The organism is Accumulibacter sp. (genome assembly GCF_032229525.1).
Classification (GTDB): domain Bacteria; phylum Pseudomonadota; class Gammaproteobacteria; order Burkholderiales; family Rhodocyclaceae; genus Accumulibacter.
This window is the reverse complement of the sequence record NZ_JAVTWB010000155.1, coordinates 5181-27841: the sequence shown is the minus strand read 5'-3', so window position 1 is coordinate 27841 and position 22661 is coordinate 5181. Positions and strand designations below refer to the sequence as shown.

14 protein-coding genes and 1 pseudogene are annotated in these 22661 nt (G+C 61.8%); 11 read left to right on the top strand and 4 right to left on the bottom strand.

Going from position 1 to position 22661, the window contains the following annotated elements; all coding sequences use genetic code 11:
- Positions 1 to 15: 15 nt before the first annotated feature.
- Positions 16 to 1746 carry a sulfate permease gene (locus tag RUW20_RS11885; RefSeq protein ID WP_313952436.1) on the top strand — a complete coding sequence of 577 codons (1731 nt, stop codon included), beginning with the start codon at positions 16 to 18 and terminating at the stop codon, positions 1744 to 1746.
- 19 nt (positions 1747 to 1765) lie between these two features.
- Here RUW20_RS11885 and RUW20_RS11880 read toward each other — a convergent pair whose 3' ends face one another.
- From RUW20_RS11880 to RUW20_RS11870, 3 genes are all read right to left on the bottom strand, one after another.
- Positions 1766 to 2839 carry a 3-deoxy-7-phosphoheptulonate synthase gene (locus RUW20_RS11880; RefSeq protein ID WP_313952435.1) on the bottom strand — a complete coding sequence of 358 codons (1074 nt, stop codon included), beginning with the start codon at positions 2837 to 2839 and terminating at the stop codon, positions 1766 to 1768.
- Complete coding sequence (gene mfd / locus RUW20_RS11875) at positions 2836 to 6273, bottom strand: transcription-repair coupling factor (RefSeq protein ID WP_313952434.1); 3438 nt, start codon at positions 6271 to 6273, stop codon at positions 2836 to 2838. The genes RUW20_RS11880 and mfd overlap by 4 nt, the downstream gene beginning before the upstream one ends.
- A 266-nt stretch (positions 6274 to 6539) precedes the next feature.
- Positions 6540 to 7295 carry an NAD-dependent deacylase gene (locus RUW20_RS11870; protein WP_313952433.1) on the bottom strand — a complete coding sequence of 252 codons (756 nt, stop codon included), beginning with the start codon at positions 7293 to 7295 and terminating at the stop codon, positions 6540 to 6542.
- Between the two features lie 380 nt (positions 7296 to 7675).
- On the opposite strand from RUW20_RS11870, the gene RUW20_RS11865 reads away from it, so the two are divergent.
- The 4 genes and pseudogenes from RUW20_RS11865 to ltrA all read left to right on the top strand — a co-directional run bounded on the left by RUW20_RS11865 (position 7676) and on the right by ltrA (position 12363).
- Positions 7676 to 8335, top strand: coding sequence for an OmpA family protein (locus RUW20_RS11865; protein WP_313952432.1), 660 nt, complete (start codon positions 7676 to 7678; stop codon positions 8333 to 8335).
- A 72-nt stretch (positions 8336 to 8407) separates the two neighbouring features.
- Positions 8408 to 9733 (top strand): TRZ/ATZ family hydrolase, encoded by a 1326-nt coding sequence (locus tag RUW20_RS11860; RefSeq protein WP_313952431.1) that lies wholly within the window; start codon positions 8408 to 8410, stop codon positions 9731 to 9733.
- Positions 9734 to 9810: 77 nt separating this feature from the next.
- Positions 9811 to 10485 carry an OmpA family protein gene (locus tag RUW20_RS11855; protein ID WP_313952430.1) on the top strand — a complete coding sequence of 225 codons (675 nt, stop codon included), beginning with the start codon at positions 9811 to 9813 and terminating at the stop codon, positions 10483 to 10485.
- Between the two features lie 482 nt (positions 10486 to 10967).
- A pseudogene (gene ltrA / locus RUW20_RS11850) lies at positions 10968 to 12363 on the top strand (group II intron reverse transcriptase/maturase).
- Between the two features lie 141 nt (positions 12364 to 12504).
- Here ltrA and RUW20_RS11845 read toward each other — a convergent pair.
- Positions 12505 to 14364, bottom strand: a complete 1860-nt coding sequence (locus RUW20_RS11845) for an ABC transporter ATP-binding protein/permease (RefSeq protein WP_313952429.1) — start codon at positions 14362 to 14364, stop codon at positions 12505 to 12507.
- Between the two features lie 202 nt (positions 14365 to 14566).
- On the opposite strand from RUW20_RS11845, the gene RUW20_RS11840 reads away from it, so the two are divergent.
- From RUW20_RS11840 to RUW20_RS11815, 6 genes are all read left to right on the top strand, one after another.
- A complete protein-coding gene (locus RUW20_RS11840; RefSeq protein WP_313952428.1) occupies positions 14567 to 15322 on the top strand; it encodes a TetR/AcrR family transcriptional regulator in 756 nt (251 codons plus the stop codon).
- A gap of 23 nt (positions 15323 to 15345) precedes the next feature.
- A complete protein-coding gene (locus RUW20_RS11835; RefSeq protein ID WP_313952427.1) occupies positions 15346 to 17697 on the top strand; it encodes an acyl-CoA dehydrogenase in 2352 nt (783 codons plus the stop codon).
- A gap of 91 nt (positions 17698 to 17788) precedes the next feature.
- Positions 17789 to 19078, top strand: coding sequence for an acetyl-CoA C-acetyltransferase (locus RUW20_RS11830; RefSeq protein ID WP_313952454.1), 1290 nt, complete (start codon positions 17789 to 17791; stop codon positions 19076 to 19078).
- Positions 19079 to 19106: 28 nt separating this feature from the next.
- Positions 19107 to 21035: a 3-hydroxyacyl-CoA dehydrogenase NAD-binding domain-containing protein gene (locus tag RUW20_RS11825; protein ID WP_313952426.1), complete on the top strand. Its 1929-nt coding sequence runs from the start codon at positions 19107 to 19109 to the stop codon at positions 21033 to 21035.
- Positions 21028 to 21426: an acyl-CoA thioesterase gene (locus tag RUW20_RS11820; protein ID WP_313952425.1), complete on the top strand. Its 399-nt coding sequence runs from the start codon at positions 21028 to 21030 to the stop codon at positions 21424 to 21426. The genes RUW20_RS11825 and RUW20_RS11820 overlap by 8 nt, the downstream gene beginning before the upstream one ends.
- Positions 21427 to 21527: 101 nt before the next feature.
- Positions 21528 to 22661: outer membrane protein transport protein (locus RUW20_RS11815; RefSeq protein WP_313952424.1), on the top strand; the 1134-nt coding region annotated here is incomplete at its 3' end.

Sequence of the window (22661 nt, the reverse complement as noted above, 5' to 3'; positions counted from 1 at the left end):
TCCGGAGGCTCAACCATGAACCCTGCCGTCTTGCTCAGGTACCTGCACTCCGGCTTGCCGCTGCTCACGACGCTACGAGAGTACCGACTGGCCTGGCTGGGCAAGGATTCGATTGCCGGGCTTTCGGCGTGCATCGTTTCGATTCCGTCGGTGATTGCCTATGCCGAGTTGGTACACCTGCCGGCAATTACCGGCTTGTACGCGGCGCTGGCAGCGGCGATTGGCTACGCACTGTTCTCCAGTTCACGTCACGTCATCGCCGGACCCGATGCGGCGATCGGCCTGCTGGCCGGTTCGGCGATCCTGCCACTTTCGGGTGGCGATCCGGCGCGCATCGTCGTCCTGGCGGCGGTGCTCAGTCTCCTGTCGGGGGTCGTGCTGCTGCTCGCCGCGCGACTGAAGCTGGGCGTCATTGCCGATCTGCTGTCCCGGCCGGTGCTGATCGGCTACCTAAACGGCGCTTCGCTGGTCCTCATCGCCACGCAGCTCGGCAAGATGTTCGGGATCAAGACCGAGGGGGAGGAATTCTTCCAGATCGTCTATACGGTGTTCGAGAAGTTGTCCGAGACCCATCTGGCAACTTTCTCCTTCGGTGTGCTGCTGGTGGCCCTGCTGGTTGCCCTGGCGCGCTGGTTGCCACGCGTGCCGGGCGCGCTGGCGGTCTGTGCCGTGGCGATCGCTGCCACTTTCGTTCTCGACCTGGGCAGCTACGGCATCGCCCTGGTCGGTGAGGTGCCCTCGGGAATTCCGCATCTGGCGATTCCGTCGTTCAAATGGGCAGATCTCGCGGCACTTGCCCCGGCCGCCGTGGCCATCGCCTTCCTGGCGTTTTCCGACGGCATTCTTCTGGCGCAGACCTTTGCCGAGAAGAATGGCTACGAAGTGCGCCCGAATCGCGAGCTGGTCGCCCTGGGTTCGGCGAACATACTGGCCGGGCTTTGGCAGGGCTTTCCCGTTTCGGCCAGCCAGTCGCGCACCTCGATCGTCGATTCGTCCGGGGGCATGACGCAGGTTGCCCAACTGATTCTCGCCCTGGGTCTGCTGCTGTTCCTGTTCTTCCTCACCGGCCTGGTCGCGCTGCTGCCGAAAGTGGCCCTCGGTGCGATCCTGATCGTCACCGCCATCGGCATGCTGGAGGTGGCATCCCTGAAGGGCTTGTACAAGATCGACCGGGTCGAGGCCGGCATTGCCCTGGGCGTGACCGCTGCAATCCTGCTGGCCGGGGTCGTGCCTGGCATCATTCTCGGCCTGCTGTTGTCTCTGACCGCGGTGCTGGTCGAGGTTTCGCGTCCCGATGACGCGGTGCTTCGCCGCTTGCGCAGCGACGGCAAGTTTCACGATTGCCTGGAGGATGAAGAAGCCGAGAGCGTTCCCGGCCTGCTGGTCTATCGGCTCTACGCGCCGCTGATCTTTGCCAACGCCAGGCACGTCGTGAACCGCGTGCGGACGCTGGTCGACGAGGCGCAGCCGCCAGTCAAGTGGCTGGTGATTGATGCCCAGGCGATCCACGACATGGACGTTACGGCGGCGCAGCGCTTTGTCGAGTTGCATCGGGAACTGATCGCCAGGGGCGTTGACGTCAAGATCGCCGATGCGCCGCGGCCTTTCCGCGAGGAGCTTGCCAAGGTCGGGCTGTCCGAGGAAATCGGCGGGACGGACTTCTACGTTTCCGTGAAGCAAGCGACCCAGGACTTCGAACGCCAGTTTGCCTCCGCGAACGAGGAATCTGGCGTCGCGTCAGCCTAGGCCGGCACGCCCGGCGATATCAGCGGCTTCGCGTTGGCAGAACCTCGCGCAGCAGTCGCGCGGCGTCGAGAATCATCTTTTCGGTGCTCTCCCAGTCGACACAGGCGTCGGTGACCGAGCAGCCGTACTTCAGCTGTGAGAGGTCTTCGGGGATCGGTTGGTTGCCGGCGACGAGGTTCGACTCGACCATCATGCCGACCAACGACTGGTTGCCAAGGCGCACCTGATTGACCGCATCAGCCATCACCAGCGGCTGCAACTCGGGCTTCTTGTAGCTGTTGGCGTGCGAGCAGTCGACCACAATGTTGGTCGACAAGCCCGCCTTGCTCAAGGCTTGCTCGGCCATCTGCACGCTGACCGTGTCGTAGTTCGGTCGGCCGTCGCCGCCACGCAGGACGAGGTGCCCGTAGCGGTTACCGCGCGTACGAACGATCGACGTCCGTCCCTGGCCGTTGATACCGAGGAAACTGTGCGGTCGGGATGCTGACAGGATGGCGTTGATGGCAATGCTGACGTCGCCGTTGGTGCCGTTCTTGAAGCCGACCGGGGTGGACAGGCCGGACGATATTTCCCGGTGCGTTTGCGACTCGGTGGTGCGGGCGCCGATGGCCGTCCACGAGATCAGATCGCCCAGATATTGCGGTGAGATCGGGTCGAGCGCTTCGGTGCCGGCGGGCAGGCCGATTTCGGCGATCTGCAGCAGGAATTCGCGCGCCTTGCGCATTCCCTGGTCGACGCGAAAGGAATCATCCATGTCGGGGTCATTGATGTAGCCCTTCCAGCCGGTGGTCGTGCGGGGCTTCTCGAAGTAAACGCGCATCACCAGGTACAGCGTCTCGCTGACCTCGTCGGCGAGTGCTTTCAGACGACGCGCATAGTCGAGCGCGGCTACCGGATCGTGGATCGAGCAGGGGCCAACGACGATGAACAGGCGAGGATCGCTGCGGTCGAGGATATTGCGCAGGACCTCGCGGCCGTGCATCACCAGCCGGGTGGCGGTCGACGAAAGCGGCAGGCTGGCGAGGATCTCCTCGGGCGAGGGCATGGCGTCGAAGGCGCTGACGTTGACGTTGTCGATGTCTAAAGTAGTCATGGTTTTGGCAGGCTGCTTAGTTGATGAATCAGATCTCGCACCGCTGCAACGCGGTCAGCAAGCGTTGCGCAGTGGCGTTTGAGGACCAGTTTATCCTGTCCGGCCAGCCGGTAGTTGCGGTCCTTCTGAATCAGGTTGATGACCCGCAGCGGCTCGATCGGTGGATTGGCGTCGAACTGCACCAGGATCTGTTCCGAGGTGGCATCGAGCTTGTTGATCCCGAGCGGTTTGCAGAGCAGGCGCAGCCGGTGGCTGTCGAGCAGGGCACGCGCTTGCGGCGGTAGGTCGCCAAAGCGGTCGATCAGTTCTTCCTGCAGGTCGGCGAGCTGGTCGCCGGCTGTGCAGTTGGCCAGGCGCTTGTAGAGAGCCAGCCTCTCGTGCACGTCGGGTGCGTAGTCATTGGGGAGCAGGGCAGGCGTGTGCAGGTTGATCTCGGTGGCGATAGCCAGAGGCTGGCTCAGGTCCGGCTCCTGACCTTGCTTGAGAGCGGCAACGGCGCGATTGAGCATCTCGCTGAACATGTTGAAACCGACTTCCTGCATTTCTCCCGACTGACTGTCGCCGAGGACTTCGCCGGCACCGCGGATTTCCATGTCGTGCATGGCGAGGTAGAAACCGGCGCCCAGTTCGTCCATCATCTGAATCGCTTCCAGACGCTGCCTGGCCTGTTTGTTGAGGGCCGTCTCATCGTGTGTCAACAGGTAGGCATAGGCCTGGTGGTGCGACCGCCCGACACGGCCGCGCAGCTGGTGCAGTTGCGCCAGACCGAATTTCTCGGCCCGGTTGATGACGATGGTGTTGGCGTGCGGGTTATCGATACCGGTTTCGATGATCGTCGTGCACAGCAGGACGTTGGCTCGTTGTTGGGTAAAGTCGCGCATCACGCGTTCCAGATCGCGTTCCTTCATCTGGCCGTGGCCGACGACGATGCGCGCTTCCGGCAACAGCTTGGCGAGCTTGTCGCGCATGTTGTCGATGGTGTTGACTTCGTTGTGCAGGAAGTAGACCTGACCGCCACGTTTGAATTCGCGCAGCAAGGCTTCGCGAATGATGCCGTCGGAGAAGCGAGTGACGAAGGTCTTGATCGCCAGTCGTTTTTGCGGCGCGGTGGCGATAATCGAGAAGTCGCGCAGGCCTTCGAGCGACATCGCAAGAGTGCGCGGGATTGGCGTCGCGGTCAGGGTGAGCACGTCGACCTCGGCGCGCAGTGCCTTCAGCGCTTCCTTCTGACGGACGCCGAAGCGGTGTTCCTCGTCGATCACCACCAGACCGAGACGGCTGAAAGTGACGTCTTTCTGCAACAGTCGGTGGGTTCCGATGACGATGTCCAGTCGGCCTTCGGCCAGTTCCTTGAGCGCCGCGCTGACCTCGCCGGCGGTCTTGAAGCGGGACAACTCGGCAATCTTTACCGGCCAGTCGGCAAAGCGGTCGTTGAAGGTCTGGAAATGCTGTTCGCAGAGCAGGGTGGTGGGGCAGAGAACCGCCGCTTGTCGGCCACCGGCAACGGCGCAAAAGACGGCGCGCAAGGCGACTTCGGTCTTGCCGAAGCCGACGTCACCACATACCAAGCGGTCCATCGGGCGCCCGGATTTCATGTCCTCGACCACCGCGCTGATGGCCGCCGCCTGGTCCGCGGTTTCTTCGAAACCGAAGCCGTCGGCGAATGCGTCGTGATCGTGGGCCTTGAACTCGCAGGCGTGACCCTGGCGTGCCGCGCGCAGGGCGTACAGGGCAAGCAGTTCGGCGGCGGTGTCGCGAGCCTGCAGGGCAGCACGACGCTTGGCCTTTTCCCATTGTGGCGAGCCGAGCGTATGCAAGGGCGCCGCGTCCGGGTCGGCACCCGAGTAACGCGAGATGACATGCAGCTGCGACACGGGGACGTACAGCTTGGCGTTGCCGGCGTAGTGCAGTTCGAGGAATTCCATCTCGCCTTCACCGAGATCAAGGTGGACCAGCCCCTGATAACGGGCGATGCCGTGCTGCTCATGGACCACCGGCGAACCGACTTTCAGTTCGGTGAGATCGCGCAGCCAGTTGTCGACCGACGCCTTGCGCTGGGCGGCGTGGCGAGCGCGACGCGAGGGGCTGTCAGCGTACAGTTCCGCTTCGGTGATGATCGCCAAGCGATCGAGCAGGAAGCCGTCGTGCAGCGGCGCCACGGCCAGCGCGAGCTTGCTGCCGGCGCTCAGGAAGTCGGCAAAACTGGTGCCGGCCGCGGGTTTTACCCCGTATTCGGCTAACAGTTCCGTCAGCGTTTCGCGCCGCCCGGCGGTTTCAGCGAGGAGCAGCACCTCGCCCTGGAAATCATCGAGAAATGTTTTCAGACGGTGCAGCGGGTCTTGAGCGCGGCGGTCTACGGCCAGCGGCGGCAGGCGTTGCGCGGGACCGTCATCGCCGGCAGCGAGGGTTATCCTGGCATACGACCTGGCGGCAACGAAGAAGGGCTCCTCGGCGAGGAAGAGAATGGCCGGCGGCAGGAGCGGGTGGCTACGGTCGCCGGCGAGCATGTCGTAGCGTGACTGCGCCTCGCGCCAGAAGGCGCGAATCGCGGCTGGCACGTCGCCGTGCAGACAAAGAATCGTCGTTTCGGGCAGGTAGTCGAAAAGACTTGCCGTTTCTTCGAAGAAGAGCGGTAGCCAGTATTCGATGCCCGCTGTCGGAATGCCGTTCGATACGTCCTTGTAGATCCGCGATCGGGCCGGATCACCTTCGAACATTTCGCGGAAACGCTGGCGGAAACGCGCTCGTCCCTTGTCGTCGAGCGGAAACTCGCGCGCCGGCAGCAAACGCACCTCGGGCACCGGGTAGAGGGTGCGCTGGCTATCGACGTCAAAGGTTTTAATACTTTCGATTTCGTCGTCGAAGAGATCCAGCCGGTACGGCAACTGCGAGCCCATCGGGAAGAGGTCGACGATTCCCCCTCGAATCGAGTATTCCCCTGGTGCAACGACCTGCGTGACGTGAGCGTAGCCGGCCAGTGTCAGTTGGGCGCGGAACTGCAACGCGTCGAGTTGTTCGCCGCGCGTGAGAAAGAAGGTGTAGGCGGCCAGGTAGGCTGGCGGTGCCAGACGATAAACGGCAGTGCTCGCGGGTACCAGCAGCACGTCACAATCGCCGCGCATGACCGCATAGAGTGTGGCCAGCCGCTCGGACACCAAGTCGTGATGGGGCGAGAAAGAGTCATAGGGCAGTGTTTCCCAGTCCGGCAACAGGCGTATGCGCAGGTCGGCAGCAAACCAGGGGATTTCGTGAAGCAGGCGTTGCGCGTCAGTTGTACTGGCCGCAAGCACCACCAGCATGCGAGGCTTGGCGCCACTGCAGGCCTGCGCTGCCGCATCGGCGATCACCAGTGCGTCGGCCGAGCCTGCAAACGAGGGGAACTGAAGCCTTTCGCCGACTTTGGGTAACGCTGATCGGGGAAGCTGTAATGACAAGGCGTGCGACTCGCGGCTCGACTTTTGAAGGGAGTTGGCCTGCCGGTGCCGGTCACAGCAAGGCAGCGAAAGGCGGGCATTATAGCCGATCAGGCGGCGTCGATGGCATCACCCCTGGGCTGCTCTGGTCGCTCTGACACGCGAGACCTCGAGGCTCGTGCGCGTTCAGCAGCGGGGCGCCAGTTCCGGAGCAATCGGCGCTGCGATGGCTGGTGGCCTGGTCTCGGCGCTTTGTCGGCTGGCGCCGTTTCGGCGCGACGGTGGTGTCAGCGTTTGCTTTCCTCGAGTTCCGCGCAGAGGGCATCGAAGAACTGTGAAGCGCCACTGCGAACCGAGTAATCTGCAACATCCGAAAACGGCGTCGGGTGCGGGTTGACTTCCACTACCGTAGCGCCGGCGCGTTGGGCCCACACGGGCAACAGGGCCGCGGGTTGGACGGTGAATGAGGTGCCAACGCAGAAGAATACATCGGCAGTAAGGCTGCGTACCTGGGCAGCGGCAAAAACCTCCTCATTCAGCATCTCGCCGAAGAGGACCAGATCAGGCCGAACCGGCGCGCCGCAGTGCGGGCAGGGAAATGGCTCGGAGGCGTTCTGCTCCCAGGTGGCAACGAAGCCGCAGTGCCGGTGGCAACGTACGCGATGAATGGTGCCGTGGATTTCGAATACGTGTTCATTCCCGGCACGGGTGTGATAGCCATCGATATTCTGGGTGATGACGGTCAGCTGGTTCCCGGGACGGATCTGCTCAAGCCGGGCGATGGCCTGATGACCAGCGTTCGGACACCGCTCATCGACCAGGTTCTTCAATTGCAGCAACCAGTGCCAGACAGTGCGCGGATTGCGCTGGAATCCATCAATGCTGGCCACTTCGTCAGGGTCGACCTTGTTCCACAGTCCGGTGGCGCCGTCGCGGAAGGTGGGAATGCCGCTGTCGGCCGAAAGTCCCGCGCCCGAGAAGACAACGATCTCCTTTGCCTGGCGCAGGATGGACGCAATTGGCTTGAGCTTCCCTGTTGGCACGATCTTCTCCCTTTATCGTGAACTGTCTGAACTGCCGAAGGGCCGATTTCCTCCGTGAGGCGTGGTGGCTGACGGTACGGTCGCTCACCAGCCCCGTCACATGGGATGCGGCAAACGCGATCGCTTGGCGCCGGCCGGTCCCGGACTTGTGCTTTCGACCGGCCGCGGCCACTTTTGCTCGGGGCTGATCGCTCCCACGGCCGACGCATCGTCGGCCAAGCGATCGCGTGGCAGAGGGCGTTCGTTGTATAAATGCAACACAATGTCAAAGCAATGCTTGAAGCCATTAAAGTTTATATGCTTAAATCCGCCGACTGCGCAAAAATCGCATCGCGTGACACGCATTCGGACCTAATAGAGAACAATCGAGGAGGAATATCTTGAAATCGAAAATCATTACTACCCTGCTGGCCTCCATCGGCCTGTTTGCAGCCGCTGGCACTGTCCAAGCACAAACCGCTGCTGATCGCGTTTACGTGATCGACTCACGCGGTGAAGTCGCGATGAGCGGCGCTGGTCTTTGCTGGAGGACGGGTTTCTGGACGCCGGCCGCTGCTGCCAAGGACCCGGCTGGCTGCAAGTGCGACAAGGATCTGCTGCCGAAGGAAGTCTGCGAGCCGAAGATGGCTGCCCCTGCTGCTGCAGCGGGTCCGAAGCCTTCGGGTGACAAGATCACCGTCGCTGCCGACGCGCTGTTTGATTTTGACAAGGCAACGTTGCGCCCGGCTGGCATGGCCAAGCTTGACGAAGTTGTCGCGATGTCGAAGCAGATCAAGCTGGAAGTCATCATTGCCGTCGGTCATACCGACCGCCTGGGTTCCGATGCTTACAACCAGAAGCTTTCCGAGCGGCGTGCCGCATCGGTCAAGTCCTACCTGGTCAGCAAGGGTGTCGAAGCCAACCGCGTCTACACCGAAGGCAAGGGCGAGAAGCAGCCGGTTACCAAGCCTGGTCAGTGCCCGGGTGGCAAGAGCAAGAAAGTCATCGAATGCCTGCAGCCTGACCGTCGTGTCGATATCGAACTCATCGGCACCAAGTAAGTCACAGGCAATGCCCGAAAAAGCCCCGCTTCGGCGGGGCTTTTTTTCAGGCTTGACAATGTTGCTGGCAGAATGACTACGCCCGTGTTACGTGTCGATCTGGTCATCGAGGCGCGGTGGATCGTTCCCGTCGAGCCAGCCGAGATGGTTCTCGAGAACCATGCCGTGGTGGTGAACGACGGCAGGATAATCGACCTCCTCCCGCAGAATGACGCGGCTACCCTTTATTCGGCGCGCTGCCACAAGCGCCTGGACCAGCACGTGCTGCTCCCGGGGCTGGTTAATCTGCACACGCACGCGGCGATGAGTTTGCTTCGCGGCCTCGCCGATGACTTGCCGTTGATGGATTGGCTGCAGCAGCACGTCTGGCCGGCTGAGGCGCGGCACGTTTCGGAGCAGTTCGTCCATGACGGCACGCTGCTCGCCTGCGCCGAGATGCTGCGTGGTGGCATCACCTGTTTCAACGACATGTACTTCTTCCCCCGAGCGGCGGCAGACGCTGCGCTCGCCTCCGGGATTCGTGCGGCGATAGGTTTGATCACCGTCGACTTCCCAAGCAACTACGCGACGGACGCGGACGATTATCTTGCCAAAGGGCTGGCTGTCCGCGATCAACTGCTCGACGAGCCGCTGCTCTCTTTCTGTCTCGCCCCGCATGCACCATACACCGTCAGTGAACGGAATTTTGCCCGGGTGTTGACGCTCGCTGAACAGATCGAGTTGCCGATTCATCTGCATCTGCATGAAACCGTTCAGGAACTCAATGACAGCGTTAAGCGTTTCGGTGTGCGCCCGATTGAGCGCCTTCACCGTATGGGCCTGCTTAGTCCGGCGTTGATCGCCGTGCACACGGTTCACCTGGATGCTCACGAGATCGAGCTTCTGGCGCAGCATGGTTGTTCCGTAGCCCATTGCCCCAGTTCCAATCTCAAGCTCGCCAGTGGCATTGCGCCGATCACCGAGCTGTCCGCGAAGGGCGTCAACATCGGTCTGGGCAGCGATAGCGCGGCCAGCAACAATCGCCTCGACCTGTTTCAGGAAATGCGTCTGGCCGCTCTGCTCGCCAAAGAACAAAGCGGCCGCGCCGACGCTATCAATGCCCATCGCGTATTGCACATGGCGACGCTCGGTGGTGCCAGGGCGCTTGGTCTCGACGCAAACATTGGCTCGATCAGCGTCGGCAAATCCGCCGATCTATGTGCCGTCAGCATGAATGATATCGCCCTCGCTCCCTGCTACGATCCGGTTTCTCACCTGACCTATGCGGTAGGCCGCGAGCATGTTTCCGAGGTGTGGGTAGCTGGCCGGATTCGGGTCGAAGACGGGCAACTGGTTGAAATCGACGAAACTGGATTGATAAAACTGGCGCTCTTGTGGCAGAATAAAATTCGTCCGTGACGAGTTCAGTGAACAACGAGGCATAACAGGCTATGTGGATAGACTCCGCAGCCTTCATTAACGAAGGGGAAACCTAGATGAACAAAACTGCAAAAACAAGCGCCATCGTGGCCGTGCTCGCCGCCACTCTCGGCTTCGGCGCGTCGCTGGCTCAGGCACAGACTTCGATTCCTCTGGATCGCGTTTACGTGATCGACTCACGCGGTGAAGTCGCGACGAGCGGCACAGGTCTTTGCTGGAGGACGGGTTTCTGGACGCCGGCCGCTGCTGCCAAGGACCCGGCTGGCTGCAAGTGCGACAAGGATCTGCTGCCGAAGGAAGTCTGCGAGCCGAAGATGGCTGCCCCTGCTGCTGCAGCGGGTCCGAAGCCTTCGGGTGACAAGATCACCGTCGCTGCCGACGCGCTGTTTGATTTTGACAAGGCAACGTTGCGCCCGGCTGGCATGGCCAAGCTTGACGAAGTTGTCGCGATGTCGAAGCAGATCAAGCTGGAAGTCATCATTGCCGTCGGTCATACCGACCGCCTGGGTTCCGATGCTTACAACCAGAAGCTTTCCGAGCGGCGTGCCGCATCGGTCAAGTCCTACCTGGTCAGCAAGGGTGTCGAAGCCAACCGCGTCTACACCGAAGGCAAGGGCGAGAAGCAGCCGGTTACCAAGCCTGGTCAGTGCCCGGGTGGCAAGAGCAAGAAAGTCATCGAATGCCTGCAGCCTGACCGTCGTGTCGATATCGAACTCATCGGCACCAAGTAAGTCACAGGCAATGCCCGAAAAAGCCCCGCTTCGGCGGGGCTTTTTTTCGTGTGCGCCCGGCAGGGCGCACTTACTTGGAGGTGCAAGTCCTCTACTCGCCCGACAAGGGGAAGAGTTAGCTGAACGGCAAGGGTGTCGCGGGCGACTGCGAATCTGGAGGAAGCCGAAGGCAAAGCGCTGGCCTGACGAACAGGAAGCGGATACGAGGCGGCGTAGCGGGGTGAGGTGGCACGTATCATCGAAGCCCGAAACTTGTACGGAACGCTACGACGTATATCCGACAGGCATAAGCGTGAAGGTGGGTGCGCAATACCCGGGGAGATCTGCATGTGTGCCTTGTGCTACCGACATCGAGAGGTGTCGGGATGCGCGTGCAGAAGTCAGCCGAAGGCATAGTAGGTTGGGGACGAAGCGGAGTGCCCGAGAAGAACTCTGACCGAAGGCCTGAACATCGAACTACGCGATTAGGACATTCGACCTCGATGCAAATCGATGAAGCAACAAAGCAGGCAACTGCACCTGACACGGAGGGAGGCGGACGGATTTCGCCATTGACCGAGTTGGGCGCTGAGGTTGGCACGGCGGCGGATGGGCAAACGAAAGCGGAAGGGCTGCGGCAGGGGATGGACGCCGTGGTCGAACGAAGCAACCTCTGGCAAGCGTATGAGCGGGTCCTGCGGAACAAGGGCGCGGCAGGAGTCGATGGACTCACCGTGTTCGAACTCAAGGCATGGCTGCAACAGCACTGGCCAAGCGTCAAGGCAGCTCTTCTGGCCGGCGATTATTTGCCGGCGGCAATCCGGAAAGTGGAGATGCCGAAACCCAACGGCGGGGTGCGGATACTGGGTATCCCGACGGTGCTGGATCGACTGATCCAGCAAGCGCTGCTGCAAGTTCTACAACCGGAATTCGAGCCTGAATTCTCCGAACACAGCTACGGGTTCCGACCGGGCCGCAATGCATGGCAAGCGGTGCAACGAGCGCAAGGCACTATCAGGGAAGATCGCCGTTGGGTGGTCGACCTCGACTTGGAGAAATTCTTCGACCGGGTAAATCACGACATTCTGATGTCGAGAGTGGCGCGCCGGGTAGAAGATGAACGGGTTCTGAAACTGATCCGGCGTTATCTGGAAGCGGGCGTGATGTCAGAAGGAATGGTCAGCGCGAGGACGGAAGGCACGCCGCAAGGCGGGCCGCTGTCACCGTTGCTGTCGAACATTCTCCTGACCGACTTGGATCGCGAACTGGAGCGCCGGGGGCATCGGTTCTGCCGCTATGCCGATGACTGCAACATCTACGTCAAAAGCGAAATGGCAGGGCAGCACGCGATGGATGCGATGACCGTTTATCTGGAGAAGCAATTGAAGCTTCGGGTCAATCGGGACAAGAGCGCCGTCGCGCGGCCTTGGCAGCGGAAGTTTCTGGGGTATAGCGTCACGTGGCACAAGCAGGCACGTCTGAAGATCGCGGATGGCAGTGTGAAGCGGCTGAAAGACAAAGTGCGTGAAATCGTCGTCGGGAATGCCTTTCGCAACCTCGGCCAAACGATCACCGCCCTTAACCCCGTGCTGCGTGGCTGGACATCCTATTTCCGGCTGACCGAGGTAAAAGGTGTGTTGCAGGACTTGGACGGATGGATACGGCGCAAATTGCGTTGCCAGCTCTGGCGGCAATGGAAGCGTCCGGCCACCCGTAACAAGCGATTACAAGCGCGAGGGTTGGACAGGACGCGAGCATGGAAAGCGGCAAGCAACGGACGTGGCCACTGGTGGAACGCCGGTGCGAGCCATATGAACGCGGCCTATCCCAAACGCTTTTTTTGACGCACTGGGGTTGGTTTCGTTGCTGGATACTCAGCGACGCTTCCAGCAGGTTTGATGAACCGCCGTATGCGGAACCGCACGTACGGTGGTGTGAGAGGGCGACGGGGGTAACTCCGTCCCCTACTCGATGCTGCGCCCTGATTGCTGCTTGTTGTGGCAGGGGATCAGTCAGATTTCCTGGCTGTTTTTATCCCGATCACGATTCTCCCGCAGCAGGTTCGGAGACGGCGAGCAACGGTTCGGCGGCGGCGAGTTCGCCGAGCGTCTCTTCCTGCAGCTGCAGGACCCACATCTGGGCGTAAAGGCCTGACGCCTGGAGTAGTTGGAGGTGTGACCCACGTTCGACGATGCGGCCGCCGTCCATCACCAGGATCTCGTCCGCGTTCATGATCGTCGATAGCCGGTGGGCAATTACCAGCGTCGTCCGGCCACGCGCGGCGTTGTCGAGACTGGCCTGGATGGCTTTCTCGGTTTTCGAGTCGAGCGCCGAGGTGGCTTCATCGAAGATTAGCACGGGAGGGTTCTTCAGCAGTGCGCGGGCAATCGCTACCCGTTGTTTTTCCCCACCGGACAGTTTCAGGCCACGTTCGCCGACCCTGGTTTCGTAGCCATCGGGAAGCCGTTCGACGAATCGGGCGAGCTGGGCTGCGGCTGCGGCTGCCAATACCTGCTCGCGGGTCGCCTCCGGGCGGCCGTACTGGATGTTGTAGTAGATGCTGTCGTTGAACAGCACGGTATCCTGGGGAACGATGCCGATAGCGGCGCGCAGGCTCGATTGCGTGAGCTGGCGGAGATCGGTGCCGTTGACCAGAATATGGCCGCTGTCGATGTCGTAGAAGCGGTAGAGCAGGCGCGCCAGAGTCGATTTTCCGGACCCTGATTCACCGACGACGGCGATGGTCCCGCCGGCAGGGACGCTGAAGTCCACGTCGTGAAGGATTTGGCGGTTCGTTTCGTAGGAAAAGTCGACGCCCGAAAACCGGATCCAGACTGGTCCAGCAGCCAGTTCGACGGCGCCAGGCGCGTCGGCGATCTCGCGGTCGACCGCCAGCAGGTCGAACATCCGCTCGATGTCGGTCAGCGCCTGCCGGATTTCGCGGTAGACCACGCCAAGAAAATTGAGCGGCATGTAGAGCTGAATCAGGAAGGCGTTGACCAGGACCAGATCGCCAATGGTCATCGTTCCGTCGACGACGCCGCTCGCCGCTCGCCACATCATTGCCGTCACGCCTAGCGCGATGCTGAGTTGCTGGCCGAGGTTGAGCCACGATAGCGAAACCCGACTTTTGGTTGCCGCGTCTTCCCAGTCATGCAGGCGCTGGTCGTAGCGCTTGGCCTCGTACTCCTCGTTGTTGAAGTACTTGACCGTCTCATAGTTGATCAGACTGTCAATGGCGCGCGTGTTGGCCGCCGAATCAGTATCGTTGACTTTCCGGCGGATGCTTATCCGCCAGTTGCTGACCTTGACGGTGAAAACGACATAGATAGTCAGCGACGCCAGCGCGATCAGGACAAAGACGCGGTCGTAGCGGGCGAAGAGAATGGCGAGAACGAGACTGATTTCGATCAGTGTCGGGAGGATCGAATAAAGGGTGTAGCTGATCAGATTGGAGATCGAGCGACTGCCGCGCTCGATGTCCCGGGAAACGCCGCCGGTTTCCCGATGCAGGTGAAAGCGCAGCGACAGTTCATGCAGGTGGCGGAATACCTCCAGTGCGATGCGACGCACCGCCCGTTGCGTGACACGGGCAAAGAGGATCTCGCGCAACTCGGTGAATAGCGCGCTGGAGAAACGCAGCGCTCCGTAAAGGACGAGCAGGAGCCCTGGCAAAGCCAGTGCCTGCTGCGCGCCGCTCAGGCCGTCGATCATTTCCTTGAACACCAATGGCACAGCGACGGTGGCAAGCTTGGCACTGACCAGACAGGAGAGCGCCAAAAGCACCCGCCACCTGTATTGCCACAGGTACGGAACGAGCTTGTTCACGGTTAGCCAGAGGTGAGTGTCGGCCGTTGGCGGCCGATCGAGCGTGTGGGATGACGTGGCGGTGCGGCGCATGGGTGAGGGCTTGAGGTGAGTTCTGAGCGGTCGAGTATGCCCTTTGTTCGCCAGTCGGGTCTCGATGTCGACGCGGAAAGATGTAAAAAGCCTTGCGTTTGCAGTGCCATCATCCTACTATTCAAACGAACGTTTGAACGAAGCGGTATATTCCGGACCTATCCGAGTACTCGGGTTCCACCATTCCTGGGCCAGCGATCTGATGTCAGACCAGAAGAGCAATCACGATACCCGCGAACGCATCCTTGACGTCGCAGAACGAATGTTCATGACGTATGGCTTCGATGGCGCTTCAATGCGGGCGATCACCACTGCAGCCGAAGTCAACCTGGCCGCGGTTAACTACCATTTTGGCTCGAAGGAGGCGCTCCTGTGTGCGGTCTTCCGGCGTCGCCTGGGCTGGCTGAATCGGGAGCGTTTGCATGCGCTCGACGCGCTGGAGGCGCAGGCCGGTGGTGCGCCGCTCAAGCCTTCGCAGATACTCGAAGCGTTTTTTGGCACGTTGTTACGCATCGGTGAGGATGAGTCATTGGGCGGGATGACCTTTCTCCGCTTGCTCGGCCGTACCTTGACCGAGCCCGCCGACTTCATTCGCACTTTCTTCGCCAACGAGTATGCGGAAGTGATCGAACGTTACAAGCTGGCGCTGTTCCGCGCCTTGCCGGACGTCCCGAAAGCGGAGATCGTCTGGCGCCTGCACTTCATGCTCGGGGCAATGTCGTACGCCATCGCCGGAACGGACGTGCTGCAGGTCGTCACTGGTTGCGAGTTGGGCGATCTGGCTGGCGAAAGGGCGGCCGCCAGTGGCGATGACGATGCGGCGCTGGCGAGGCGCCTTGCTCAGCGCCTGATGCCCTTCCTGCTCGGCGGCCTGCGGGCACCTTTGCCGCTGGCCGCAGCTTTACCGACAAGCGCCCAAGAGTCGCCCGCTGAAGGCGACTCGAGCACTGAAATCTGACCCCAATGACAGGAGAAGCAGCCATGCTCACAACGATCATCTCGGTATTCGTCGGGGTAACTCTGGTGTGCCTTGCCGTATTGCTCAACGTTCGCTCCTTGCGGCGAGCGCTGATCAGCCGCCGTATTTTCGCAACCTACAAAAGAATTCTGCCGCAGATGTCAGATACCGAGCGTGAAGCGCTGGAGGCCGGTACGGTCTGGTGGGACGGCGAGCTGTTTCGTGGCAACCCCGACTGGAACAAGTTGCTGGCCTACCCGGTGCCGAAGCTGAACGCCGAAGAGCAGTCGTTCATGGACAACGAGGTCGAGCATGCCTGCGCACTGGTCGATGACTGGCAGGTCACCAACGAACTGTACGACCTGTCACCCGAGGCTTGGCGCTATATCAAGGACAAGGGTTTCCTCGGGATGATTATCCCGAAGCGCTATGGCGGTCTCGAGTTTTCGGCCTACGCCCATTCGCAGGTAGTCACCAAGCTGTCGACCCGTTGCTCCGCCTTGTCGGTATCGGTGATGGTGCCCAACTCGCTCGGCCCGGCCGAACTGCTGCTGCACTACGGTACCGAAGCGCAGAAGAACTACTATCTGCCGCGCCTGGCCAAGGGTATCGAGGTTCCGGCCTTCGCCCTGACCAGTCCGTGGGCTGGTTCCGACGCCGGCTCAATTCCAGACGTCGGTATTGTCTGTAGAGGCCTTTGGCAAGGGAAGGAAGTGGTCGGAATGCGGGTGACCTGGGACAAGCGTTACATCACGCTCGGCCCGGTGTGCACCATCCTCGGCCTCGCTTTTCACCTGTATGACCCGGATGGCCTGCTCGGCAGCAAGAAACATATGGGTATTACCTGCGCGCTGGTGCCGCGCGACACGCCGGGCGCCGACATCGGTCGCCGCCATCAGCCGCTGAACGCAATGTTCATGAACGGGCCGACGCGTGGCAAGGAGGTCTTCATGCCTCTCGACTACGTGATCGGTGGTCCGGCGATGGTCGGTCAGGGCTGGCGCATGTTGATGGAAAGCCTGGCGGCCGGTCGCTCGATCTCGCTGCCGGCATCGAATGCCGGCATGGCGCAACTTACCGCCCGTACCGTCGGTGCCTACGCCCGTGTGCGCAGCCAGTTCAGGATGGCCATCGGGCGTTTCGAAGGTGTCGAGGAGCCTCTCACCCGGATCGGCGCCTACACCTACATGATGGATGCGGTACGCAAGATGACTGCCGGCGCTGTCGATCTTGGCGAAAAGCCGTCGGTGGTTTCGGCGATTGCCAAATACCACGTTACCGAGCGCGCCAGGCAGGTGGTCAATGACGGCATGGACATCGTTGGTGGCAAGGGCATCTGTCTTGGTCCATCGAACTTCATCGGCCGAGCCTATCAGCAACTGCCGATTGGCATTACCGTCGAAGGCGCAAACATCCTGACGCGCAGCATGATCCTCTTTGGTCAGGGTGCCATTCGTTGCCATCCCTACGTACTGAAGGAAATGAAGTCCGCGTACAACGAGGACGCCGAGCAGGGCCTGCGTGACTTCGACGAGGCTTTTTTCGGTCACGCTGGCTACACCATCAAGCACGGTTTCGGCGCGCTCGCCAAGGGGCTCACCGGTTCGCACTTCGTGTCGGTGCCGGACAACGTGGCACCGGAGACGAAACGCTACTATCAGCAGTTGACCCGCTTTTCGTCAGCCTTCGCTTTTCTCGCCGATATCTCGATGCTGGTCCTGGGTGGCGAACTGAAGCGGCGCGAAAAGCTCTCGGCACGGCTGGGCGACATCCTGTCGATGCTCTATCTGTGCTCGGCGACGCTCAAGCGCTACGAGTCGGAAGGGCGTCAGCAGGCGGACGCTCCGCTGATGCACTGGGCGATGTGGGACACCATGTACCAGGCGCAGATGGCTTTCGACGGCGTGATCGCCAATTTCCCGGTGCGCTGGATCGCTCGCTTCCTCAACCGCATCGTTTTTCCACTCGGCCACCCGTACGACGTCCCCTCGGACCGGATCGGCCATCAGGTCGCCAAACTGCTGATCGAGCCATCTGCTTCGCGGGACCGTCTGACAGCGGAAACCTACCTGCCGAAAGGCGAGAACGAGGCCGTGGGCGCCGTCGAACTTGCGCTGTTGGCGACCATCGAAGCCGAGCCGATCGAGGCTCGGATCCGTGCAGCCGAAAAGAGTGGCGCGTTGGCCGACAACCCGGAGGCCAATGTCCGCGATCTGGCGCATGCGGCATTCGCTGCCGGTATCGTCACTGCCGCCGAGTATGCGCTACTCAAGCGGCGCAACGAGCTGCGCGACATCGTCATCCGGGTCGACGATTTTCCGCACGATCTCGGTCGTTCGCGGCAACAACCGCTGGTTCACAAGGCGGCCGCGTAGAAGCAATCGCTTTCCCGAGTGGCGGAAGCACGGGCTTTTTCTCCGTGCCGCTTGGTTCGACGGGAATCAAAGGGTGAAGAAAGGAGTCGGGATGGGATTTCAGCCGGTATATGTCGTCGATGGCGCGAGAACGCCATTCCTCAAGGGGCGCAATGCGCCCGGGCCGTTCGCGGCGAGCGATTTGGCGGTACAGGCCGGGCGCGCGCTGCTGATCCGTCAGCCGTTCGCGCCGACCGACCTGGACGAAGTGATTCTCGGTTGTGCCAGTCCCTCGCCCGACGAAGTGAACATTGGTCGGGTGGTGGCCCTGCGCCTGGGTTGCGGCAACAAGGTGCCGGGCTGGACCGTGATGCGCAACTGTGCCAGCGGCATGCAGGCGCTCGACTCGGCGATGGCCAACATTCAGAATGGACGCGCGCAGCTGGTGCTGGCGGGGGGCGTCGACGCGCTGTCCCATGCACCGCTGCTTTACTCGGCGGCGATGGTGCGCTGGTTCGCCCAGATGATGCAGGCCAAGACCATTGGCCAGAAGGCGGGCGTCTTCGCCCGCTTGCGCCCGGCGCAGCTGTTTTCGCCGGTGATCGGGCTGCTGAAGGGTCTCACCGATCCGGTCATTGGCCTGCTGATGGGGCAGACCGCCGAGAACCTCGCCTGGCGCTTCGGCATCTCGCGTCAGCAAATGGATCAATTTAGTGTGGGCAGCCACCAGCGTGCCGTCGCTGCGCTTGCTGCCGGGCATCTCGGCGAGATCGTTCCGCTGGTCGATGACCAGGGCAGGGTGTATGGCGAGGATGACGGGGTGCGCGCCGATTCGAGCGTCGCTGGCCTGAGCAAGCTCAAGCCGTTCTTCGATCGCCGCTACGGCCGGGTGACCCCGGGCAACAGCTCGCAGATTACCGATGGCGCCACGTGGCTGATCCTGGCTTCGCAAGCTGCAGTGGAAAGATGGCAGCTGGAACCGCTCGGCAGGATCACCGACAGTCAATGGGCGGGCCTGGATCCGGCACAAATGGGTCTTGGTCCGGTGCATGCGGCGACGCCGATCCTGCAGCGGCATGGACTCGGGCTCGATGCCGTCGACCTCTGGGAAATCAACGAAGCTTTTGCGGCGCAGGTTCTCGCGTGCCTCGCCGCCTGGGAGTCCGAGGCGTACTGCCGTGAGGAGCTCGGCCTGCCGGCAGCTCTCGGTGCCTTGCCGCGGGCGCGTCTCAACGTCGATGGCGGAGCAGTGGCCGTCGGTCACCCGGTCGGCGCTTCTGGTGCCCGCATCGTCCTGCACTTACTGCACGCCCTGCGCGCGGCCAATGCAAAACGCGGCGTCGCCGCCATCTGCATCGGTGGCGGCCAGGGTGGGGCGATGCTGCTTGAAACGATGGCCTGAGGATGCACATGGAACACAAGGAGGAGCGATGAGCAGTGACGGAAGCAGCTACCAGAACTGGCAACTCGACGTCGACGCCGCAGGCGTCGCCTGGGTGACGCTGGACAAACCCGGCGAGTCCGCCAATTCGCTTTCCGGCGCGGTGATGAGCGAACTCGCGCTGATTCTCGATCACTGCGACCGCAGTCCTCCGAAAGGGCTGATTTTCCGTTCCGGGAAGTCGGCCGGATTCATCGCTGGTGCCGATATCCAGGAGTTTACGACGCTCGACACGCCTGGAAAAGCCGTTGCTCTGGTTGCGCGTGGCTGGGACCTGTTCAATCGGCTCGCGGGCGTCCGGTACCCGACCTTGGCGCTGGTGCGCGGTCACTGCCTCGGGGGCGGGCTGGAACTGGCGCTGGCGTGTCGCTACCTGCTGGCGGTGGATGAGCCCACGACGCGGATGGGATTGCCCGAGGTCATGCTGGGCATCGTACCGGGGTGGGGAGGCATGTTGCGCCTGCCCGAGCGGATCGGTCCGCAGGCAGCTCTGGATATGATGCTCACCGGCAAGACGATCGACGGCCAACGTGCCAAGCGGCTCGGTCTGGCTGATGACTGCGTGCCGGCCCGGGTCATGGACAACGCCGCGGCTGTGCTGGTGCTTGCGGATCAGCCCCGTCGCCGTCCGCCCTTGTTGCAACGGCTGCTCAATGGCCCGTTGCGACGCCTGGTCGCGCATGGCGCGAGAAAGCAGGTGGCCAAGCGCGCGCGCGTCGAGCACTACCCTGCACCCTACGCGATCATCGATATCTGGGCGCAGCACCAGGGCAATGCGCTGGCAGCACCGGAACTGATCGACAGCATCGTGCGTTCGTCGACAGCGCGCAACTTGGTACGGGTGTTCTTCCTGCAGGAGCGTCTCAAGGGTTTCGGGAAGGAGAGTGACTACCAGGCGAAACGCGTGCATGTCGTTGGCGCCGGCGTGATGGGTGGCGACATCGCTGCCTGGTGCGCGCTGCGCGGGCTGACAGTGACCCTGCAGGATCAGGGGATGGACCGCATCGCCCCGGCGCTGCAGCGTGCCTATGCAATGTATCGCCAGCGGATCAAGGGCCCGCACGAACGACGCAACGCCATGGACCGGCTGATTCCCGATCCCGAAGGGCATGGCGCCAGGAGTGCCGATGTGGTGATCGAAGCGATTTTCGAGAATCTCGAGGCCAAGCGCGCGTTGCTGCAGCAACTCGATGCCGTGATCAAGCCCGACGCTGTCCTGGCGACCAATACCTCGAGCCTGAAGATCGAGGACTTGAATAGCGTGCTGCGCAACCCAGAGCGCCTGATCGGCATCCACTTCTTCAACCCGGTGGCGAAAATGCCCTTGGTCGAAGTGGTCGCCGCAGGGGGGGCCGATCCGGAGATGCTGCGGCGTGGCACCGCTTTCGTCAAACAGATCGACCGTTTACCACTACCGGTGAAGAGTGCGCCGGGTTTCCTGGTCAATGCCGTCCTCGGACCCTACATGCTCGAGGCGATGCGTGCAGTCGATGAGGGACTCGCGCCGGAAACCATCGACGAAGCGATGCTCGCCTTCGGCATGCCGATGGGGCCAATCGAACTGATCGATATGGTCGGACTTGACGTGGCGATGGCCGCCGGCAAGAGCCTTGCCGGAAGCGATGCCGAGCCGCCGAAGTGTCTGCGTGAACGGTTCGGCGCGGGTCATCTGGGCAAGAAGACGGGCAAGGGTTTCTACGACTATCGCGACGGCAAGGCGGCCAAAGGCCTGGCAGGAGAGGTGCCGAGCGGCCTGGCTGCGCGTCTACTGAAGCCGCTGCTCGACCGCACGCAGCAATTGGTCAGCGACGGGATCGTCGCCGACGCCGATCTGGCCGACGCCGGGGTCATATTCGGTACCGGCTTTGCGCCGTTTACCGGTGGCCCCCTCAACTACCTGAGGAATCAAGATGCCTGACACCATCACCGAATTGCCGGACAAGCAACCCATCCTGCGGGTGATGCCGATGCCCGCCGACGTGAACCCGCAGGGCGACGTTTTCGGAGGCTGGATCATGGCGCAGGTCGACGTCGCTGGCGCGATTCCCGCGATGCACCGGGCGCGCGGCCGAGTGACGACGGTGGCGGTGAATTCCTTCCTCTTCAAGCAACCGGTGTCGGTTGGCGATGTGGTGAGTTTCTATGCCGAAGTGGTGGACACAGGTCGGACGTCGATAAAGGTCAATGTCGAGGTCTACGCCGAACGCCACCCGGCCCATCCGATCACGGTGAGGGTTACCGAAGCGGTACTCACTTATGTTGCAGTTAACCAACACGGAGAGAAGCAGTCATTGCCAAACATCGAATAGATAAAGCTTTTTCTCGCGGCTGGTCTTAGCATGAGTCTGTATACATCTTTTCAGGCGTGGCACGTAGATCACGCACCGACGGTATCCAGGGAGGGTGCAAAATGTCACAACAGGTTTCGATGAGGCTGATCCCGGCGCTTTTGCTGGTGGCGTTTTCGGGCACGGCGGGGGCGTCTGGTTTTCAATTGCTGGAGCAGGGCAGCGGTCTGGGCAACGCCTACGCTGGTTCTGCGGCCAAGGCCAACGACGCCAGCACGATTTTCTGGAACCCGGCGGGGATGACCCAACTGCAGGCACGCGAGGTTTCCGGTGGCCTGACCGCGGTGAGACCGAGCTTCAAGTTCAACGACAAGGGTTCCTCGGTCGGCGCTTTCAATACGGCCGGTGACGGCGGTGATGCCGGTGGCTGGGCGTTTATCCCCAATGGCTACGTCTCCTGGGCGCTGAACAAGGACCTTTACATCGGCCTGGGAATCGGCGGCCCCTTTGGTCTGGCGACCAAGTACGACAAGCCGTGGAAGGGTGGTGCGCAGTCGGACGAGTTCGATATCAAGACGGCCAACATCAACCCGTCGATCGCCTATCGGGTCAACGACAAGGTGTCGCTGGGCGGGGGCTTCAGCTGGCAGAAGATCGAGGCCGACTACTACCGTCAGGTGGCCATCAGCACCCCGGGCCTGGCCGGGGTACAAAGCCACATGAGCATTAGCGACGACGCCTGGGGTTGGAATCTTGGCGCGTTGTTTACGCTTTCGCCCTCGACGAAAGTCGGTCTGTCGTATCGCTCGGCGATTCAATACCATACGGACGGCGATGTCAAGCTGAGCAGCAATGGCACGGCGGCAGCCAACGCCACGGCGAACGCCCTTATTGCTGCCGGCGGTGCGAGCGACGTGAAAGCCGACCTCAAAGTGCCGGATACCTTCGTTTTGAGCGTGGCGCAGCAGTTGAGCGATCGCTGGGAGATGCTGGGTGATGTGTCCTGGACCGGCTGGAGTTCGATCCAGAACGTGAACATCGTCCGCACTTCGGGGGCTCTGTCCGGCGCTAACGCACAGGTTCTCGAGGCAGATTTCCAGGACACCTGGCGTGTTGCGCTGGGTGCCAACTACAAATACACGGACACGATCAAGTTCATGTTCGGGATTGCCTACGACCAGACTCCGGTCAAGAATTCCAGCACGCGTTTGGCGTCGCTGCCGGACAACGACCGCACCTGGTTTACCTTGGGAACA

Excerpts from the sequence above, each read along its gene's own strand:
- RUW20_RS11885 (WP_313952436.1), top strand. The coding sequence starts at position 16 with ATGAACCCTGCCGTCTTGCTCAGGTACCTGCACTCCGGCTTGCCGCTG.
- RUW20_RS11880 (WP_313952435.1), bottom strand. The coding sequence starts at position 2,839 with ATGACTACTTTAGACATCGACAACGTCAACGTCAGCGCCTTCGACGCC.
- RUW20_RS11860 (WP_313952431.1), top strand. The coding sequence starts at position 8,408 with ATGACTACGCCCGTGTTACGTGTCGATCTGGTCATCGAGGCGCGGTGG.
- RUW20_RS11855 (WP_313952430.1), top strand. The coding sequence starts at position 9,811 with ATGAACAAAACTGCAAAAACAAGCGCCATCGTGGCCGTGCTCGCCGCC.
- RUW20_RS11845 (WP_313952429.1), bottom strand. The coding sequence starts at position 14,364 with ATGCGCCGCACCGCCACGTCATCCCACACGCTCGATCGGCCGCCAACG.
- RUW20_RS11840 (WP_313952428.1), top strand. The coding sequence starts at position 14,567 with ATGTCAGACCAGAAGAGCAATCACGATACCCGCGAACGCATCCTTGAC.
- RUW20_RS11835 (WP_313952427.1), top strand. The coding sequence starts at position 15,346 with ATGCTCACAACGATCATCTCGGTATTCGTCGGGGTAACTCTGGTGTGC.
- RUW20_RS11830 (WP_313952454.1), top strand. The coding sequence starts at position 17,789 with ATGGGATTTCAGCCGGTATATGTCGTCGATGGCGCGAGAACGCCATTC.
- RUW20_RS11825 (WP_313952426.1), top strand. The coding sequence starts at position 19,107 with ATGAGCAGTGACGGAAGCAGCTACCAGAACTGGCAACTCGACGTCGAC.
- RUW20_RS11820 (WP_313952425.1), top strand. The coding sequence starts at position 21,028 with ATGCCTGACACCATCACCGAATTGCCGGACAAGCAACCCATCCTGCGG.